This window comes from Shewanella sp. GutDb-MelDb, assembly GCF_002836075.1.
Taxonomy (GTDB): Bacteria; Pseudomonadota; Gammaproteobacteria; order Enterobacterales; family Shewanellaceae; genus Shewanella.
On record NZ_PJBM01000251.1, the window covers coordinates 25080 to 41130 of the forward strand.

General features: G+C 44.9%; 11 protein-coding genes. 5 read left to right on the forward strand and 6 right to left on the reverse strand.

Annotation, left to right across the window (positions count from 1 at the left end; genetic code table 11):
• Window positions 1-10: 10 nt before the first annotated feature.
• The 4 genes from mrcB to CXF82_RS17065 form a co-directional block, all read right to left on the reverse strand.
• Window positions 11-2401, reverse strand: a complete 2391-nt coding sequence (mrcB, locus tag CXF82_RS17050) for a penicillin-binding protein 1B (protein WP_102044633.1) — start codon at window positions 2399-2401, stop codon at window positions 11-13.
• Between the two features lie 270 nt (window positions 2402-2671).
• Window positions 2672-3562, reverse strand: coding sequence for a LysR family transcriptional regulator (locus tag CXF82_RS17055; RefSeq protein ID WP_101097984.1), 891 nt, complete (start codon window positions 3560-3562; stop codon window positions 2672-2674).
• Window positions 3563-3764: 202 nt separating this feature from the next.
• Window positions 3765-5045 (reverse strand): 4-aminobutyrate--2-oxoglutarate transaminase, encoded by a 1281-nt coding sequence (gene gabT, locus CXF82_RS17060; RefSeq protein ID WP_102044634.1) that lies wholly within the window; start codon window positions 5043-5045, stop codon window positions 3765-3767.
• Window positions 5046-5256: 211 nt separating this feature from the next.
• Complete coding sequence (locus tag CXF82_RS17065; RefSeq protein WP_102044635.1) at window positions 5257-6714, reverse strand: NAD-dependent succinate-semialdehyde dehydrogenase; 1458 nt, start codon at window positions 6712-6714, stop codon at window positions 5257-5259.
• 174 nt (window positions 6715-6888) lie between these two features.
• Between CXF82_RS17065 and CXF82_RS17070 the strand changes: the two genes are divergently transcribed.
• Complete coding sequence (locus CXF82_RS17070) at window positions 6889-7830, forward strand: LysR family transcriptional regulator (protein WP_102044636.1); 942 nt, start codon at window positions 6889-6891, stop codon at window positions 7828-7830.
• 272 nt (window positions 7831-8102) lie between these two features.
• On the opposite strand, the gene CXF82_RS17075 is transcribed toward CXF82_RS17070, so the two are convergent.
• Window positions 8103-9014, reverse strand: coding sequence for a LysR family transcriptional regulator (locus tag CXF82_RS17075; RefSeq protein ID WP_102044637.1), 912 nt, complete (start codon window positions 9012-9014; stop codon window positions 8103-8105).
• A gap of 233 nt (window positions 9015-9247) precedes the next feature.
• On the opposite strand from CXF82_RS17075, the gene CXF82_RS17080 reads away from it, so the two are divergent.
• Window positions 9248-9925 (forward strand): glutathione S-transferase family protein, encoded by a 678-nt coding sequence (locus CXF82_RS17080; RefSeq protein WP_102044638.1) that lies wholly within the window; start codon window positions 9248-9250, stop codon window positions 9923-9925.
• 121 nt (window positions 9926-10046) lie between these two features.
• Complete coding sequence (locus CXF82_RS17085) at window positions 10047-11174, forward strand: zinc-binding dehydrogenase (protein WP_102044639.1); 1128 nt, start codon at window positions 10047-10049, stop codon at window positions 11172-11174.
• 840 nt (window positions 11175-12014) lie between these two features.
• On the opposite strand, the gene hrpB is transcribed toward CXF82_RS17085, so the two are convergent.
• Window positions 12015-14519: an ATP-dependent helicase HrpB gene (gene hrpB / locus CXF82_RS17090; RefSeq protein WP_102044640.1), complete on the reverse strand. Its 2505-nt coding sequence runs from the start codon at window positions 14517-14519 to the stop codon at window positions 12015-12017.
• Window positions 14520-14666: 147 nt separating this feature from the next.
• Here hrpB and thpR point away from each other — a divergent pair, with 147 nt between their 5' ends.
• Window positions 14667-15200 carry an RNA 2',3'-cyclic phosphodiesterase gene (thpR, locus tag CXF82_RS17095; protein ID WP_102044641.1) on the forward strand — a complete coding sequence of 178 codons (534 nt, stop codon included), beginning with the start codon at window positions 14667-14669 and terminating at the stop codon, window positions 15198-15200.
• An 89-nt stretch (window positions 15201-15289) separates the two neighbouring features.
• The gene (locus CXF82_RS17100; RefSeq protein ID WP_101092322.1) at window positions 15290-15601 is read left to right on the forward strand and encodes a hypothetical protein; all 312 of its coding nucleotides are present in this window, start codon (window positions 15290-15292) and stop codon (window positions 15599-15601) included.
• Window positions 15602-16051 lie beyond the last annotated feature (450 nt).

Genomic DNA, 16051 nt, shown 5'->3' on the forward strand with positions numbered 1-16051 from the left:
ATTATTAAAATTAACTGCCAATCAGCTTTTTCCACCACGGCAATGGCTCGCCGCAATTAGCGGCGGGTTGGTAACTCTCCCGCAATGCTGGTACACGCATGACATTGCCGCAATCAGCTTCTTTTGCCACTCCGGTATCACGTTCAAAGTATCCCTGTACCACGCCATCGACCGGCGCCATCCGCAAGCTCAGAGGTGGACGATTCTTCAAGAAAGCTTGGTATACCGCCATCGCGCCACTACTACCATAGAGATTAGTTTTTCCGTTATCATCTCGCCCCACCCAAATAGCTGCGACATTACGCTCATCAAAACCAGCAAACCAAGAGTCTCTGGAATCATTACTGGTACCGGTTTTACCCGCGAGAGTGGTACGCGGAAAAGCATTGCCTAAACGTTTAGCGGTGCCAGCTTCTACCACTTGAGTCATCGCATATTTAACCAAGTAGTTACTCGCTGCTGGAATAGCTTGAGTGGCGTTAGGTCTTGATGCTACCAGCGGCTGGTTGTTAGCATCCAATACCGTGGTCACTGAATTTAGATGGCGATAGCGACCATTATCAGCGATGGTTTGAAAGACTTGCGCCACCATTAAGGGCGAACCATTAACCGCACCGAGTAACATTGACGGATACTCTGGGATCTTATCTTTCCAACCAGCGCGATCGAGCGTCGTTGCAACGCCTGCCACACCTATTGCCATACCAAGATTAACCGTGGGTACGTTCATCGACTTTTTAAAGGCTGTCAGCAAAGGCACTTGACCGCGGAATTTTTTATCCACATTTTGTGGTGACCAGGTTTTGCCTTGACCATTTTTAAGGGTAATTGCCTGATCCTTTAGTGGAGTGGCAAGTGTGTATTTATCGGGTTGATTGAGGGCGGTGGCGTAAACAAACGGCTTGATTAAAGAGCCTATTGGTCGACGGATCTCAACGGCGCGGTTAAAGCCCTGGTAACTCGGCACTTTATCGCCAACCATGGCGGCAATACCGGCGGAATATTTATCAGTAAGCACCATGCCGACCTGTAAGGACTTGTTGTTTTTACCTAGCTGTTCAAGGGTTTGTTTAACCGCTTTTTCAGCGGCTTCCTGCGCCATAGGATCCAGGGTGGTATACACCTTAATCCCTGATTGTTGTAACAGTGCATCACCATATCGCGTTGCTAATTCATGCCTAACCACAGCAAAAAATGCCGGCAGTTTTTGGTGCACTGGTTTATTTGATTTTCTCAAGCCTAATGGCGATTCAACCGCGGCCTCATACTGCGTCACATTAAGTTCACCCGCCTCCATTAACAAGCGCAATACCAAATCACGTCGTTTCTGTGCCCGCTCGGGATAACGCCAAGGGTTATAGTAGGATGGTCCTTTAATCACTGCGACTAAAAAGGCTTGTTGTGGCATTGTCAGCTCAGCGATTGGGCGGCCGAAATAGAATTGCGATGCCAGCCCCATACCGTGTACTCCACGAGACTTATCTTGTCCCATGTAGACTTCATTGAGGTAAGCCTCGAGTATTTCATCTTTTTGATAGCGAAAATCGATAATAATCGCCATGAGTGCTTCGCGCAGTTTACGGATAATCGAACGCTCGCTCGACAGGAAGAAGTTCTTCGCTAGTTGCTGAGTGAGAGTTGAGCCCCCCTGTACCGTTCGTCCAGCACTAATATTGACCATAGCAGCACGTACAATCGCAAACGGATTGACGCCGTGATGTTCATAAAAACTGCGATCTTCAACCAAGATAAGTGCATCGATAATCGAATGTGGCATCTTTGCCTTTGTCACAAATAACCGGTCTTCGCCATCACCGGTGATCATTCGGTCCAATAAAACCGGCTCTAGGTGAAACACGGCTAAATGGCGTTTGTCGCTACTTCTCGTCACCGAGCTCACACCATTCGAGTCAAAGGTGAGCATCACTCTTTGTTCTGCTTGATCACCTTGAGGATGTAAGAAAGGTCGGCGCCAAAGATCAATTTTGGTTTTAGAGGCGGAGAATTCACCCACTTGACGCGGATTAGCCACTTTACGGTAACCGAGTAACTTAAGCTCAGACATCAGTTGACCATGACTCACGGCCGCTCCAGGATACAATGCCATCGAGCGACTAAACACTTGCGCCGGTAGGTGCCACTTTTGTCCTTCAAATTTACGTGCAATAATTTGATCTAAATAGATGCCATAAGCTGCAACAGCCACCGCGCCAATGACTGCTAGTTTCCAACTGATAGACCACAATTTACGGCCCCAAGTGGTTTTATTCGATGATGGTTTTTTGGGTGTTGCCTTTGTCGATTTTTTAGCGCCTTTAGCAGCTGAAACTCGTTTAACCGGCGCTCGTTTTGGCGCTTTTTTCGGTGTAACTTTTGGTTTAGGTGTGGCTTTATCTGTCATGACGGTTCCGCGGCCTAGCTCTAGATGATTTAGAGCTGCAGGTCTTTATGGGTAAATATACTCGGTTGCATTATGGCGAGGGCATCTGGCCAAAAAGACTTGGCAACAAATGATTGAATTACGCTATACCCTCTTACTCACATTCATCTCAAATGCAAAATATCACAATAAGCTGGCAACCAAGAAAATGAAAAAATGAGACTGGATTCTACTATATCTTCGGCACAAGAGCATGCGATACCCATTCCATTAGATACGTTTTTATGGGTTTTACGGGAGTAACTCTTGCTTTATAAAATCTAAAAACACTCTTATTTTGGGTGAAACAAATTCTCGGTTTTGATAAATGGCATAAGTTGAGGTTAACTTTTCTGATGGGCTAAAAGTCAGTGAAGGCATGATGACCGATAATTTTCCCTGCTTAACATCTTCTTTAACCGCCCAGCGTGGGATAAGCGCGATACCGGAATCATTGATGATCAGTTGCTTTTGACCATTAACAGAGTTTATCGTGATGCGATTAGACAAGGGGATTGGCTGTGCGGCATCGCCTAACAGATACCACTCTTTCCAACCCGCGAATCCATAGCATAAACACGTATGATCTATTAATTCATTTGATGACAGAGGTACGCCGTATTTTTTCAAGTAGATCGGGCTGGCACAAAGTATAAAATTATTATCCTGCAGATGTGTCGCAACCAGATTAGAGTCATGCAGCAGTCCGCTTCTAACCGCGATATCGATATTTTCATCGACCATATCCACTACACGTTCAGTGAGCTCAAGCTCCAACTTTATTTCCGGGTATTTTTCCATAAACCTAGTGACTAGCGGTAAGATCACCATTTCACCAAATCCAACGGTCAAACTCACTCGAAGAACACCCCGAGGTTTATCCTGCAAATCGCTAACGGCTCTTTTCGCCGAGTCAATCTCAGAAATTATTCTTTGGGAATATTCGAAGTATTTCCTTCCGGCCTCCGTTAGCCCCAAATTTCGTGTATTTCGGTTTAATAATCTCACCCCCAGTTCTTTTTCCAGTACGGCTATTTGTCTCGATATGGAAGAAGGCTGAATATCATAAAAATTGCTCGCGGCTGAAATACTTCCTAATTCGGCTACCGTATTGAAATAATGAATTCTGGTGAGTTGACTCATTTGTTAATAGCCTTTTAGACAAAACTAAATTTACTTTAGCTATATGGTAAACCTTTTTAATCAAAAAATAGTAGCGACATTCAATTTAATCGGCGGCGTAAAAAATGCGAACATCGATGATCAATGCCACGAGGGGGGCTGTTTTAAAAAAGTAGAACTTGGCAGAACAGATCCGCCAAGTTACTTATTTCAAGCCGCTTGATTAATCCGCTAATTTGCTAAACAACTGGTTAAACTTGTTTAACCCCTCATAGATCAACTCGTCAGATATGGTCAAAGCAGGCAAAAAGCGGATCACGTTGCCATAAAATCCGCAGGCTAGCAGGATCAACCCATGCTCTGCAGCCTTGGCAATAATCGCTTGCGTCAGCGCAGGGTTAGGCTGTTCACTGTCAGCATTGCTCACCAACTCGATGGCAATCATAGCGCCTTGATTTCGTACTTCACCAATCAAATGCGAATAGCTTGATTGCAGTAACGTTAGCTGTTCATTAAAAATTTGGCCTATCTGATCTGCGCGCTGAACCAGCTTTTCCTCTGCAATGATCTCAAGCACAGCAAGTGCTGCAACGCAGCCAACTGGAGAGCCACCGTAAGTGCCACCAAGACCGCCAGGTAAAGGAGCATCCATGATCTCACTCTTACCAACAACCGCAGCAATAGGAAAACCACCCGCGATGCCTTTGGCCATGGTGATCAAGTCGGGTTCGACATCGGCATGTTCAAAACTGAACATTTTACCGGTACGGCCAAAGCCCGTTTGGATCTCATCGGCAATCAGCACGATGCCATGTTGATCGCACAAACTGCGTAATGCCTGCAAAAATGCTACAGGGGCGATATAAAAACCACCTTCGCCTTGAACTGGCTCGACAATAATCGCCGCTACATCGCTTGGCGCAATATCGACTTTAAACAAGTTATCTAACGCTTTTAGTGACTCTTTAACCGACACATCATGATAAGCCATTGGAAAAGGCGCATGGTAAATATCACCAGGAAACGGACCAAATAGATGTTTATAAGGGCTTATTTTACCCGTCAACGCCATGGTTAAATTAGTCCGCCCATGAAAGCCACCATTAAAGGCAATGACGCCACGGCGGCCAGTATGGGCTCTGGCTATTTTGACGCAGTTTTCAACCGCCTCCGCCCCCGTGGTGACAAATATGGCTTTTTTGTCACTATCACCTGGCGCTAGCTCTGTTAATTTCTCAGCCAGCTCAACAGCGGATTCATAGGGGTTAATCATTACACAGGTGTGGCTAAACTTATCAAGCTGCGCTTTAACTGCAGCCACCACTTTAGGGTGACTATGACCCGTATTACAAACAGCAATACCGGTACCGAAATCAATATAGCGATGACCTTCAACGTCCCAAAGCTCAGCATTCAGTGCCTTGTCCACATAAACGGGGTAGACATTGCCTTGACCACGGGCGATAACCTTCACTTTTCTATCTTGTAAGCTGCTGTTTGTCATTACTACTATCCTATTATCGAAACTGCCTGTACTAGAGGTCTAACCCACCCATGCACGGATATTTGATTTCCATCATTAACGATCTAAGCCGTTAGCGGTCTAATCCACCCATGCACAGATATTCGATTTCCATCATTAACGATCTAAGCCGTTAGCGGTCTAAGCCACCCATGCACAGATATTTGATTTCCATCATTAACGATCTAAGCCGTTAGCGGTCTAAGCCACCCATGCACAGATATTTGATTTCCATATAATCATCCAGGCCATATTTAGAACCTTCGCGACCATTTCCCGATTGCTTAACACCACCAAACGGCGCCGCTGCATTTGAGATAATCCCTTCGTTTACACCGACCATGCCGTACTCCAATGCTTCACCGACGCGCCATACTCGGCCAATGTCTCTGGAATAGAAGTACGCCGCTAAGCCGTACTCAGTGTCATTGGCCAATTTAATAGCCTCTTCTTCGGTATCGAAGGTGATAATGGGGGCTACTGGTCCGAAAATTTCATTACTTGCCAATGGCATATCATTGGTCACATCCGTTAAAATAGTCGGCTCATAGAAGTTATTACCTGCAGCGCCATGCTTGCCTCCAGCAATGAGTTTGGCACCCGCCGCGATAGTTTCTTGCACCAGTTGATGTACGCCAGCCAGCGCTTGTGATGTGATCATCGGGCCTAAATTGACGCCCTCAGTAAATCCATCCCCCATCTTAAGCTCAGCCACTGCACAGGCAAACTTATCGGTAAACTCTTGGGCTATGCCCTTTTGCAGTAAAATACGATTGGTGCACACACAGGTTTGTCCAGCATTTCGATATTTAGAGATCATTGCCCCCTGCACCGCCGCATCAATATCGGCGTCATCAAACACAATAAAGGGCGCATTTCCACCTAGCTCCATAGAGATTTTTTTCACTGTGCTAGCAGCTTGGGTCATCAGTATCTTACCCACGGCAGTCGATCCCGTGAAGGTAAACTTGGCGACATCAGGGTGCTGAGTCAGCACTTTACCCATGCCAACAGCGTCTTCACCCACAACCACATTCAATACCCCTGCAGGCACACCAGCACGCTGTGCAAGTTCTGCCATCGCCAGCGCCGATAAAGGCGTAATAGGTGATGGGCGCACTACAAAAGTGCATCCTGCAGCCAGCGCCGCCGCCGCTTTACGAGCAATCATGGCATTGGGGAAATTCCAAGGTGTAATAGAGGCCACGACGCCAACGGGCTGCTTAATCACTATGATGCGCTTATCACCCGCGGGTCCAGGAATCGTATCGCCATAGACACGTTTACCCTCTTCCGCAAACCAATCAATAAAGGCGGCACCATAGGCGATTTCACCTTTGGCTTCGGCTAAAGGCTTGCCTTGCTCCAACGTCAAGATTCGACCGAGATCATCTTGGCTTTCCATCATCAGATTAAACCAACGACGCATAATAACCGCGCGTTCATTGGCTGACTTCTTAGACCAAGCAGGTAGCGCTTTTTTAGCGGCTAATACCGCTGCTTTAGTTTCTTCGATGCCAGCATTACTGACTTGTGCCACAACTTGGTCATTGGCAGGGTTGATAACATCAAAACGCGTAGCCCCTTCAATCCATTGACCGTCAATGTATGAGCTGAGCTTAACTAATCCAGAATCGTTAACTTGTTGCATAATCACTCCAGCGGGCTGTTTCATCTGATGGTGGCACCCGTTTGTTCATTAAAAATGAAACGGATACTAAAAATTCATATTGCTATTGAATAGCAAAATGAACTCAGGTTAAATACAAAACAATAAACCTTATGTTTTACAGCTATCAAACATTATATTTCTGTAGGTGATCATTTGATTAAGACGACGCATAAAAGCTCCATCATTCCAAAAGCGGTGACTGAATATGATCTACGTTTGCTGCGTATTTTCAGAACCGTGGTTGAGAACGGCGGTTTTTCAGCATCGGAAGTTGAACTTGGTGTGACCCGCTCAACCATTAGCGTGCATATGTCAAACCTAGAAAGTCGCATGAAGCTTAAATTATGCAGTCGAGGCCGCGGGGGGTTTGCATTAACGGAAGACGGTCAGGCGGTATATCATGCCTGCATCGAGCTATTTGATTCGCTGAATGATTTTTCAAGGCTCATTAATGGCTTAGGAGAAGAGTTAAGTGGTGAGCTCATTATATTATGTGCCGACCAACTCGATTCTCGCATGCAGATTAAGTTAGCCGAAGTGGTGAGAAGGATCCATACCACCCAACCTCAATTGCACCTTGTACTCGACAATGAAGCGCTTAAACATATTGAAAAATGCCTACTTAAAGAAAAAGCCCATATCGGTTTACTGCCCAGTTATCAGCAGGTCGAAGGGCTAGATTACCAAACGATTTACAACGAACCTATGTACCTTTGTTGCAGCGACTCTCATCCATTTTTCCAACTTAGTGACACCGAGATCAGCGCTGAAATGTTGGCGTTAACCCCCGCAGTTCACCCCGGGATTGATATTGATTTGGAGGGTAAAGAGCAATTAAAACGGTTAAATTTATCAGCCAAGGCTTATCAGTTTGATACCCGTAAAACCTTAATACTCTCTGGCTGCTATATCGGCTATCTGCCACTCAGTTACATAAAACAAGAGTTAGCAGCCAACCAACTGAAGATTATTCACCGCAGCAGCGCCCGTTATCAGTTCAGCTTATCGATGGTGTCCAAGCACAATCCACGAGAGACCAGTAAAATCGAGCTATTAAAAACAGTGTTTAATGAAGTCTTTAGCCAAGAGGGTTAGAAGTCTTTAACCAAGAGAGTTAGGGGCCTTTAACCAAGAGAGTTAAAGGTTATTCGGCGGCGAATTTTTTCTTCTCGATGCAGGGTTTGATGATTGTTAGATACTGTTTTTGGAGAGTTGCTAAACACGTTTTTCAACAAAAGTGCGTTAGAGCATTAGTTCTAGTTAACCTGACATTGATTAGAAAAAGTAACTTAGTTTATGTTAAGTCCCTAATCTGCAGGCCCCTTCTGTATCGTGCAAAATACAAAAACTGACCCCAAAGTACTTGCTCAACTCTCAATTGTTACTTTTATTCTTTCAACTAGAAAGTCTACTGCCGCTTTTACTTTTGGAACTAAGTAGCGCTGTTTTTGATACAACAGATAAACGGCCATATCAGCATTTTGATTGATAGCTAACTCATGCTCAAACTTAAGTTCATGTAATTCTCCAGACTCTAGATATGGCGCTAACGCCCATCGAGTAGACATTAAAATACCCTCACCGTTACAGGCTTTTTTTGCCAACCAAGGTCCGTTATTTGAAATCGCGACCGCTGGCCCTGAAACATCATGCCATTGACCGTTCATATGACATAACCAAGGCGTTGGCCCTGATGGCGCTTTAAAGTAAAGGCCATTATGTTGCTTTAATTCCATCGCATTATTAGGCACTCCGTACTTCTCTAAATAACTTGGTGAAGCGACAGGAATAAAACCATTGTCCATGAGTCTTATCGCTAACACTCGTTCATTTGGAGCGTAACCACCGCGAATAGCAATATCCACATCGTCACGTCCAAGTGTCGATAGCTCGTCACTTAAACTGACATCTAATACAATTTCAGGATATAACTCACTGAATTCATCTAACAAAGGAAGCAATATCTTGTCACCAAAACCCACCATCGAACTGATACGTAAACGCCCCATCGGCGTTGTTTGGTAACACCGAACCGTTTCATTGCTTTGTTCTAGTTGATTCAATATTTGTTGGACATCGTTATAATAAATTTGCCCCACCTCTGTCAGTTTCACGATTCGAGTCGAACGCTTTAACAGTGTCGCTCCTAGACTCTTTTCGAGATCAGCAACTCGTCTCGACAACGAAGATGGCGGCACATTGAAAGTGCTTGCAGCCTTGGTAAAGCTACCCGTTTCGACGACTTTACTGAAATAGCGTATTGCACGTAGATGATCCAACAGGCTTCTCCATTAAATGAATATCTGAGTATTTAATTATTACCGCTCATTATTGTCTTTAAAGCAATAGTGATTGGTATTTCCCCATATATATAACCTGATTAAAACAAGTAATAATAGGTTTAACTTAAACATTGCAACCATGACCTTGTTGCAGCGTGATAAAGACTGGACGTTAATTGCGCTTTGCTGGCAAAAGAAACCACCTTTACGTTTATGACGGAAACTTATTTATGATGACTTTGCACGGTTTTGCCGCTAGCAACTATTACAACCTAGTGAAACATGTACTGCTACACAAAGAACTGCCGTTTGAAGAAAACCTGATTTACGGTGGTAGTGATGAGTTAATGGCAATCAGTCCTGCCGGCAAGGTTCCTGTAGTCACAACGTCTGAAGGCCTTCATATTTCAGAGTCGAGTGTGATTTGTGACTTTATTGAAGAGACGTACCCTGTCAGCCCTCTCTACCCTGTAAATGCCACAGAACGTGCGGTTGTGCGTCAAATAATGAAAATAGCAGAGCTTTATTTTGAACTGCCAAGCAGACGACTAATACCTTATGCGTTGTCAGGCACGGCAGCACCTGACGCAGTTAAGGTTGAAGTTCGCCAAGTATTAAACCGTGGAATTACGGCCTTAAGTCGCTTGTGCCAGTTTTCACCTTGGATAGCAGGTGAACAATTCACCATGGCTGACATCTACGTTTATTACGTAAACACCATCGTTAGCGCCTTTGGCTCTAGCCAACTTGATTGGGACATACTTGCAGAGGTTCCTGGAATGAAAGAGTGGAACACCTCAATGAGTCAGTCCGCCATTGCCCAAAGCGTAGAGGAAGATCGCCTAGCAAACATGCCCGAGTTTCTCCAAAAGGTAAAAGCTCAGTTTCAAGCAGCAAATGCACAATAGTGCTTAGCGATAAAAACAACCAATACTAAAATATTGACTTAAATTAATTACGAACAAATTACGGCCAATACAATCACGTTATTGGTTCAACTAATTTAGTTATTTGCAGGAGCAAAACGGCATGAAAGATACCAACATTCAACTGACTTCAACAATCAGCCAAGATAATAAATTAACACTGGCTTTAAAAGACATCGACATGCCACAACCTTCTGCCGATGAAGTGGTTATTCGCATTGAAGCAGCACCATTGAACCCGTCAGATTTAGCCGTTTTGTTCAGCGCTGCTGATATGACAACAGCGACACAATCAGGCTCTGAGCAAAGCCCTGTCATTACAGCTGATGTTCCCGCTAAATTCATGCCTGCGGTTAAAACCCGTGTGGGTAAAGCAACTCCAGTTGGCAATGAAGGTGCTGGAACTGTAGTTGCAGCAGGTTCATCACCTGCGGCACAAGCATTAATGGGTAAGACTGTTGCAGTGATTGGTGGTGGGACTTATCGTCAATTTATATGCGCTAATGTGCAAAGCTGTTTAGAGTTAAAAGAAGGCACTACGGCTAAAGAAGGCGCATCTTCTTTTGTTAACCCGCTTACCGCATTAGCGATGGTTGAAACCATGCGAGCTGAAGGCCATAAGGCCATCATTCATGCGGCAGCAGCGTCTAACCTTGGTCAAATGTTAAACCGTATTTGTATTGCCGATGGCGTCGATTTAATTAACATCGTACGTAAAGCAGAACAAGAAACGCTGTTGCGTGATATGGGCGCAAAATATGTTGTTAACTCAAGTAGTGATACCTTTCTTGCTGACTTAACCGCGGCAATTATTGAAACGGGTGCAACAATTGCGTTTGACCCCATTGGTGGCGGTCAATTAACCAGTGACATTCTTAACTGTATGGAAGTTGCTGCTGCACGTGATATGACAGAGCACAGCGTATATGGCTCAGACATTTTCAAACAAGTTTACATCTATGGCGCATTAGACCGTAGACCTATTACGCTAAATCATAACTTCGGTTTTGCATGGGGTATCAATGGATTCTTGTTATTCAATGCACTCGGTAAACTAGGAACTAAAACGGTGATTGCGATGCGTCAACGCGTTGCAGAAGAGATCAGCACCACTTTTGCTAGCCACTACACACATGAAGTGTCATTAGCAGAAGTATTAAAATTACAATCGATAGCGTCTTATTCTAAACAAGCGACAGGTGAGAAGTACTTAATTACACCTCAAGGATAATCACGCACTAACTGATTGAATAAAAGCAGAGGACGATTATAGGACTCTGCTTTTTATTTGGTAAGCCCTCTTTTCAGAGCACGACACCGATTAGAAAAAGTAGTTGAAATGCCTAGAATTGAAATGTGATGAGCTAAGACTCTAACTTGGAAAGGGGCATAAATGCGTTAGCTGCTGACCAAAGTGGCTCCTATGAACTGCGGTCTGCGTATGTACAGACGCAGCTGAGGTTCGCTGCAGCTCTTTATAAAAGAGAGGGTCCCTGAGGCTCAACGAAAACATTTAACCTCCATGGACGGAGGGAATACCAAATCCTGTATGGAACAGAATACGCCCTGTTTCCGAAGCCCTCGGCCGCATCTACACTGAGTTTGAAAAGCACAACAGTTCACCATTTGAGTTCTCAATTTAAGAATAAACAAATCACCGCGCCGCAAAACTATCAGAAAACATTGATTCCCCATCGAAGTTGCCGAGGTCATTGAAGATAATCACGTGATTGAGGCATGAATGCCGAGATAGCCTTAGGTGAGCCATGGATAGCGAATATGAGGCGATAGGGGTTTTCGAAAATGACGGAGGATAAACAACTTCGTCGGGGCGGCACGGGACTTCTTTTGTAAGAATTAGGCAAGAGGGGATTGCTGTTGATCCCCTTTTGCCCGAGTGTGAGCTGGAAGCTCACGACCTTTATCAAACGAAGTTTGATTACTTCTGTCTTTGATGTAGGCAAAACGTTCTCGGCCGCGAAGCCGCAGTTTTATCGTTATCAAACAACACTGAGTTAGAAATTGACACTAGAAATACCGATCACTCGCTCAAAAGCCATAAAAGCCAAAATTACTTTTGGGCGAACGTCTTCTTCTTGGTAAATTTAGTCGGCTGAGTATTAGCCGGATCATCTGGCCATAGATGCCTAGGATAACGCCCTTTCATCTCTTTTTTGACATGTTCATAAGGCCCTTGCCAAAAACTGGCAAGATCAGCTGTTAACGCCAAAGGTCTACGTGCTGGAGACAATAGCTCCATAGTGACCACTAACTTGCCCTGCGCCAGTTTAGGACTTTCCTGCATACCTAAGGCCTCTTGTAGCCTAACACTGAGTCGCCCACGTCCGTCGCTGTCGTATTCAATCTTGGCATGGGTACCTGTCGCCATAAGCCACTTGGTCGGCAATAAAGTCTCAAGGTGCTTTTGAGTAGCCCACGGCATTTGGTTTAGCAGTAGCGTGTAGCAATCGACTTGCTGCAATTGCGTCAAATTGCGCACATCATCTAAATAGGGTTTAAGCCAGTCATCTAACTGAACGATTAACGTATCATCATCAAGTAATGGCCACTCGTGCGACGTATCCAAATTAGCGGCGATAGCCACTCGATAGCGTAACTGCTCAATGCGCTCATCAAACTTAAGTAAGCCAAGACCGTTAAGGCTGATTTGTTCCACAATAGCGTTTTTAATAAGCCGCTTGTCGAGATTTTTTATCGGCGTTTTACTCAGTAAAATTTGTCCCACTTTTCGCTGTGTTTCAGCAAAGAATCGGCCTTTACTGTCATCCCAACCACAATATTCTATGGTTTCAACTAAACCTGACAGTTGGCCTGCCAATAATTGTTCATTCAACGCGCTAGCGAGATACACTTTACCGTGGCTGCGGCCTTCAGTTTCTTGAAAGTCTGCAATCACTAACCAAGCTTGCCCAGAGAGTGCATCATCAGCGGCCAATTCAACGCCTGAACCGCTTGCAAGTTGGTAACCACTCACTCCGCGCCTACAGGCTACTCTGTCTGGGTAGGCGAACGCCAACAGCAGTGAAATATCATCACTCGCTGCCTGTCGTGCCACAGTCGTTAGCGTGTGGTTTGATCCTACAGAAAGACCCAAAGTTTTGAGCCATTGGCGGATCTGCTTTGCAGATTCAGAAGCTAATGCTTCGGCAAAATAATGGCTAATATCACAGCCTTTGCGACTGCGACCTCTAGACTCTAATGTGCCCGCAATAATGCATGCCAATATTGCTAAATCATCGTCACCATTTTGCACTGATAAGCTTTTAGCCTTCAACAACATATGCGCTAAACGCGGCTGGCAGCCCAACTCGTAAGCGGCCCTGCCATGAGCGGTTATAACGCGTTTGCTGTCTACCATTTCAAGGGAAGTGAGTAACTGCCAACTAATATTCTCATTAGCCTTGGATGGCAGTGTCAGCATGGGGAGTTCTTTTAGGGACTTAACGCCCCAATAGGCGCCATCAAGCACCATCGAGATTAGGTCGGTGTGGACGATCTCGGGTTCATCGGCTTGGATCAGCCTGCCGTGCTCCTCTTGGCTCCAGAGTCGAGTACTAAAACCTGCCATTAAACGTCCTGCACGGCCACTACGTTGCGCAGCAGAGGCCTGACTGATCCGCTTAAGCGACAGTCTTGTGCCGCCCGTTCTAGGGTTAAAACTGGCTTGCCGTTTATAACCAGAATCGACAACTTGTGTTATGCCTTCAATGGTCAAACTCGATTCGGCAACGTTGGTGGCCAGTACCACTTTACGTATCCCTGAGGCTGGCGGTGCAATCGCCAGATCTTGCACCTTGGCAGGCAAGCTGCCATATAAAGGACAGATGCTAAATTTAATCGGGTCCAAACGAGGCGTGAGCAGATTTTGTAATCTTCTGATCTCACCTTGCCCTGGTAAAAATGCCAGTAAAGAACCTGTCGTTTGCGACGCTAACGCCTCAAGGATCACTTTGGCCATATGATCTAGCCATAAAGATTGTACTGGCGCGGCGCGATAGCTTTGCTCGACCGGAAAACTGCGGCCTTCACTGCTCAGCGTGGTGGCATCAGGCATGAGCTTAGCAAGTGGTAACCCCGACAAGGTTGCTGACATCGCCAATATTTTTAAGTCTTCGCGAAAACTCGATTGGATCTCCAACGCCAGCGCCAAGCCGAGATCTGTGGTGAGATGACGTTCGTGGATCTCATCGAAAATAACCAATGCGATCCCAGTGAGCTCAGGGTCACGCTGGATCATCCGAGTGAGCACGCCTTCTGTGACGATTTCTAAACGAGTATCACGGCTAATCTTTGACTCACCTCGTACCCGATAACCCACTTCACCGCCCAGCGTGCAGCCACGCTTGAGCGCTATAAACTGGGCGACATTACGCGCCGCGACTCTGCGCGGCTCTAGCATTAAAATCTTGCCGTCAATTTCATCCCAATCTAGCATCGCTAGCGGCAGTGCTGTTGATTTACCCGCACCTGTCGGCGCCTCAAGTATAATTTGATTACACTGATTAAAGGCGGATCTGATTGGTTGTAGTAACGTTTGAATGGGTAATGAAGTCACAGGGTTCTTTTCGTTATGCGGCTCAATATGACACTTTAAATCATGGCATATTGAAGTAATAATTATCCCGCAGTGTACGCTAAAAGCCTCTGCAGGCTAAACTACCCATAGATCTTTTCTCTCAACAAAACACAGCGGATCTAAAAAATGGCAGATAAAAGAGTATTTTTAGGCTTCTCATTGACGCCGAAACAAGCTCAGTATATTGAAGCGATACAGCAGCAACTGCCGATAAGCATTAGATTGGTGCCTCGTGACAACTTGCACATGACCTTGGCTTTTTTAGGCCAAGCCAGCAATAAAACCATTGATGCACTGATCTTAAGAGTTGACGCCCTCAACAAACCTTGTTTTAAAGTTACACTCGATCTTATTGAGCATTGGCAAAAGCCCAAAATACTTTGCCTTAAAGGAACTGCATCTGATCCTAATCTAATGGCGCTGGCTAAGACAGCGCAATTGATTGCTCAGCAGCACGGCCTTCATCAAAGTGAACATCACTATAATCCACATATAACACTGGCTAGAAAAGCAAAAGTCATGGTCAATGATGTTACGTTTCAACCGATATTATTACAGCCAACGGTACTGCACCTTTTTGAATCGTTTGCGGGTACAAATGGCGTTGAATATCCGATACTGCATTCTTGGTCACTGAGCGATATCAATTCTATTAAATAGTTGCTCATTCAGCGGGAACAAGTATTAATCTTTCTCGCTTTCGCAAAGTAAGCTAATCTATGCCGCATCAGCGTCAATAGGGTTAAATCATGACAACATCGCAAATTACTAAAGTGCAACTTACCGATCTTTTATCATCTTGGAAACTCGGGAAAATTTCAGCCGAAGAGCTGCAAAATTGGATGGTGACGCATTACGATCCACCAGAAGTGGTTATTGGTAAAGGTGAACCGGAATGGACTCAAGAAGCGATGAATATCGTGATGAACGAATATGAAATTGCAAAAACGGACAAATTTCGCTTAGACAATGCCCAGCACGCTATTGATTTTGTCAATTGCAGCGAAGCAAGCTTCAATCAAACTAAGCATCTATTTATCCACGATGGTTTTCTTGATTAAACATTAGGGGCTGTTGATCTTTCACGGTTGTTTTTGCCGCCGTTTATTGGCTATTTTGACAAGACGGAGACTATGTCGTTTAGTCATTCTCCACAAATAGCCTACAACACCGTAAAAATAGCCAAGAAGCGCGGCCCTTAGGGTTAGTTTCAATGCTTTTAGTCTTTTATGACTAGAACGCGTTACGCGCTTTTCGCTTAGCTAGCAATCCTTGACCTAAAATCATTATTCTTTACGGGAAAGAGTCGAACAAAAACTAAGCTCGAAAGATCAACAGCCCCCCTAGATTAGAGAGTTAATGCGGTACTGAATGAGCGACTTAAACAAGTACTGAACATTAACTTTTTTGCAAAAAAATGCCACCTATATGTAGGTGGCTAATCGAAGAACTGTGAAAACTTTTCATTTAATGGTCAGTAACTTTTAAGACCATAGAAGGGTATTAGGAAG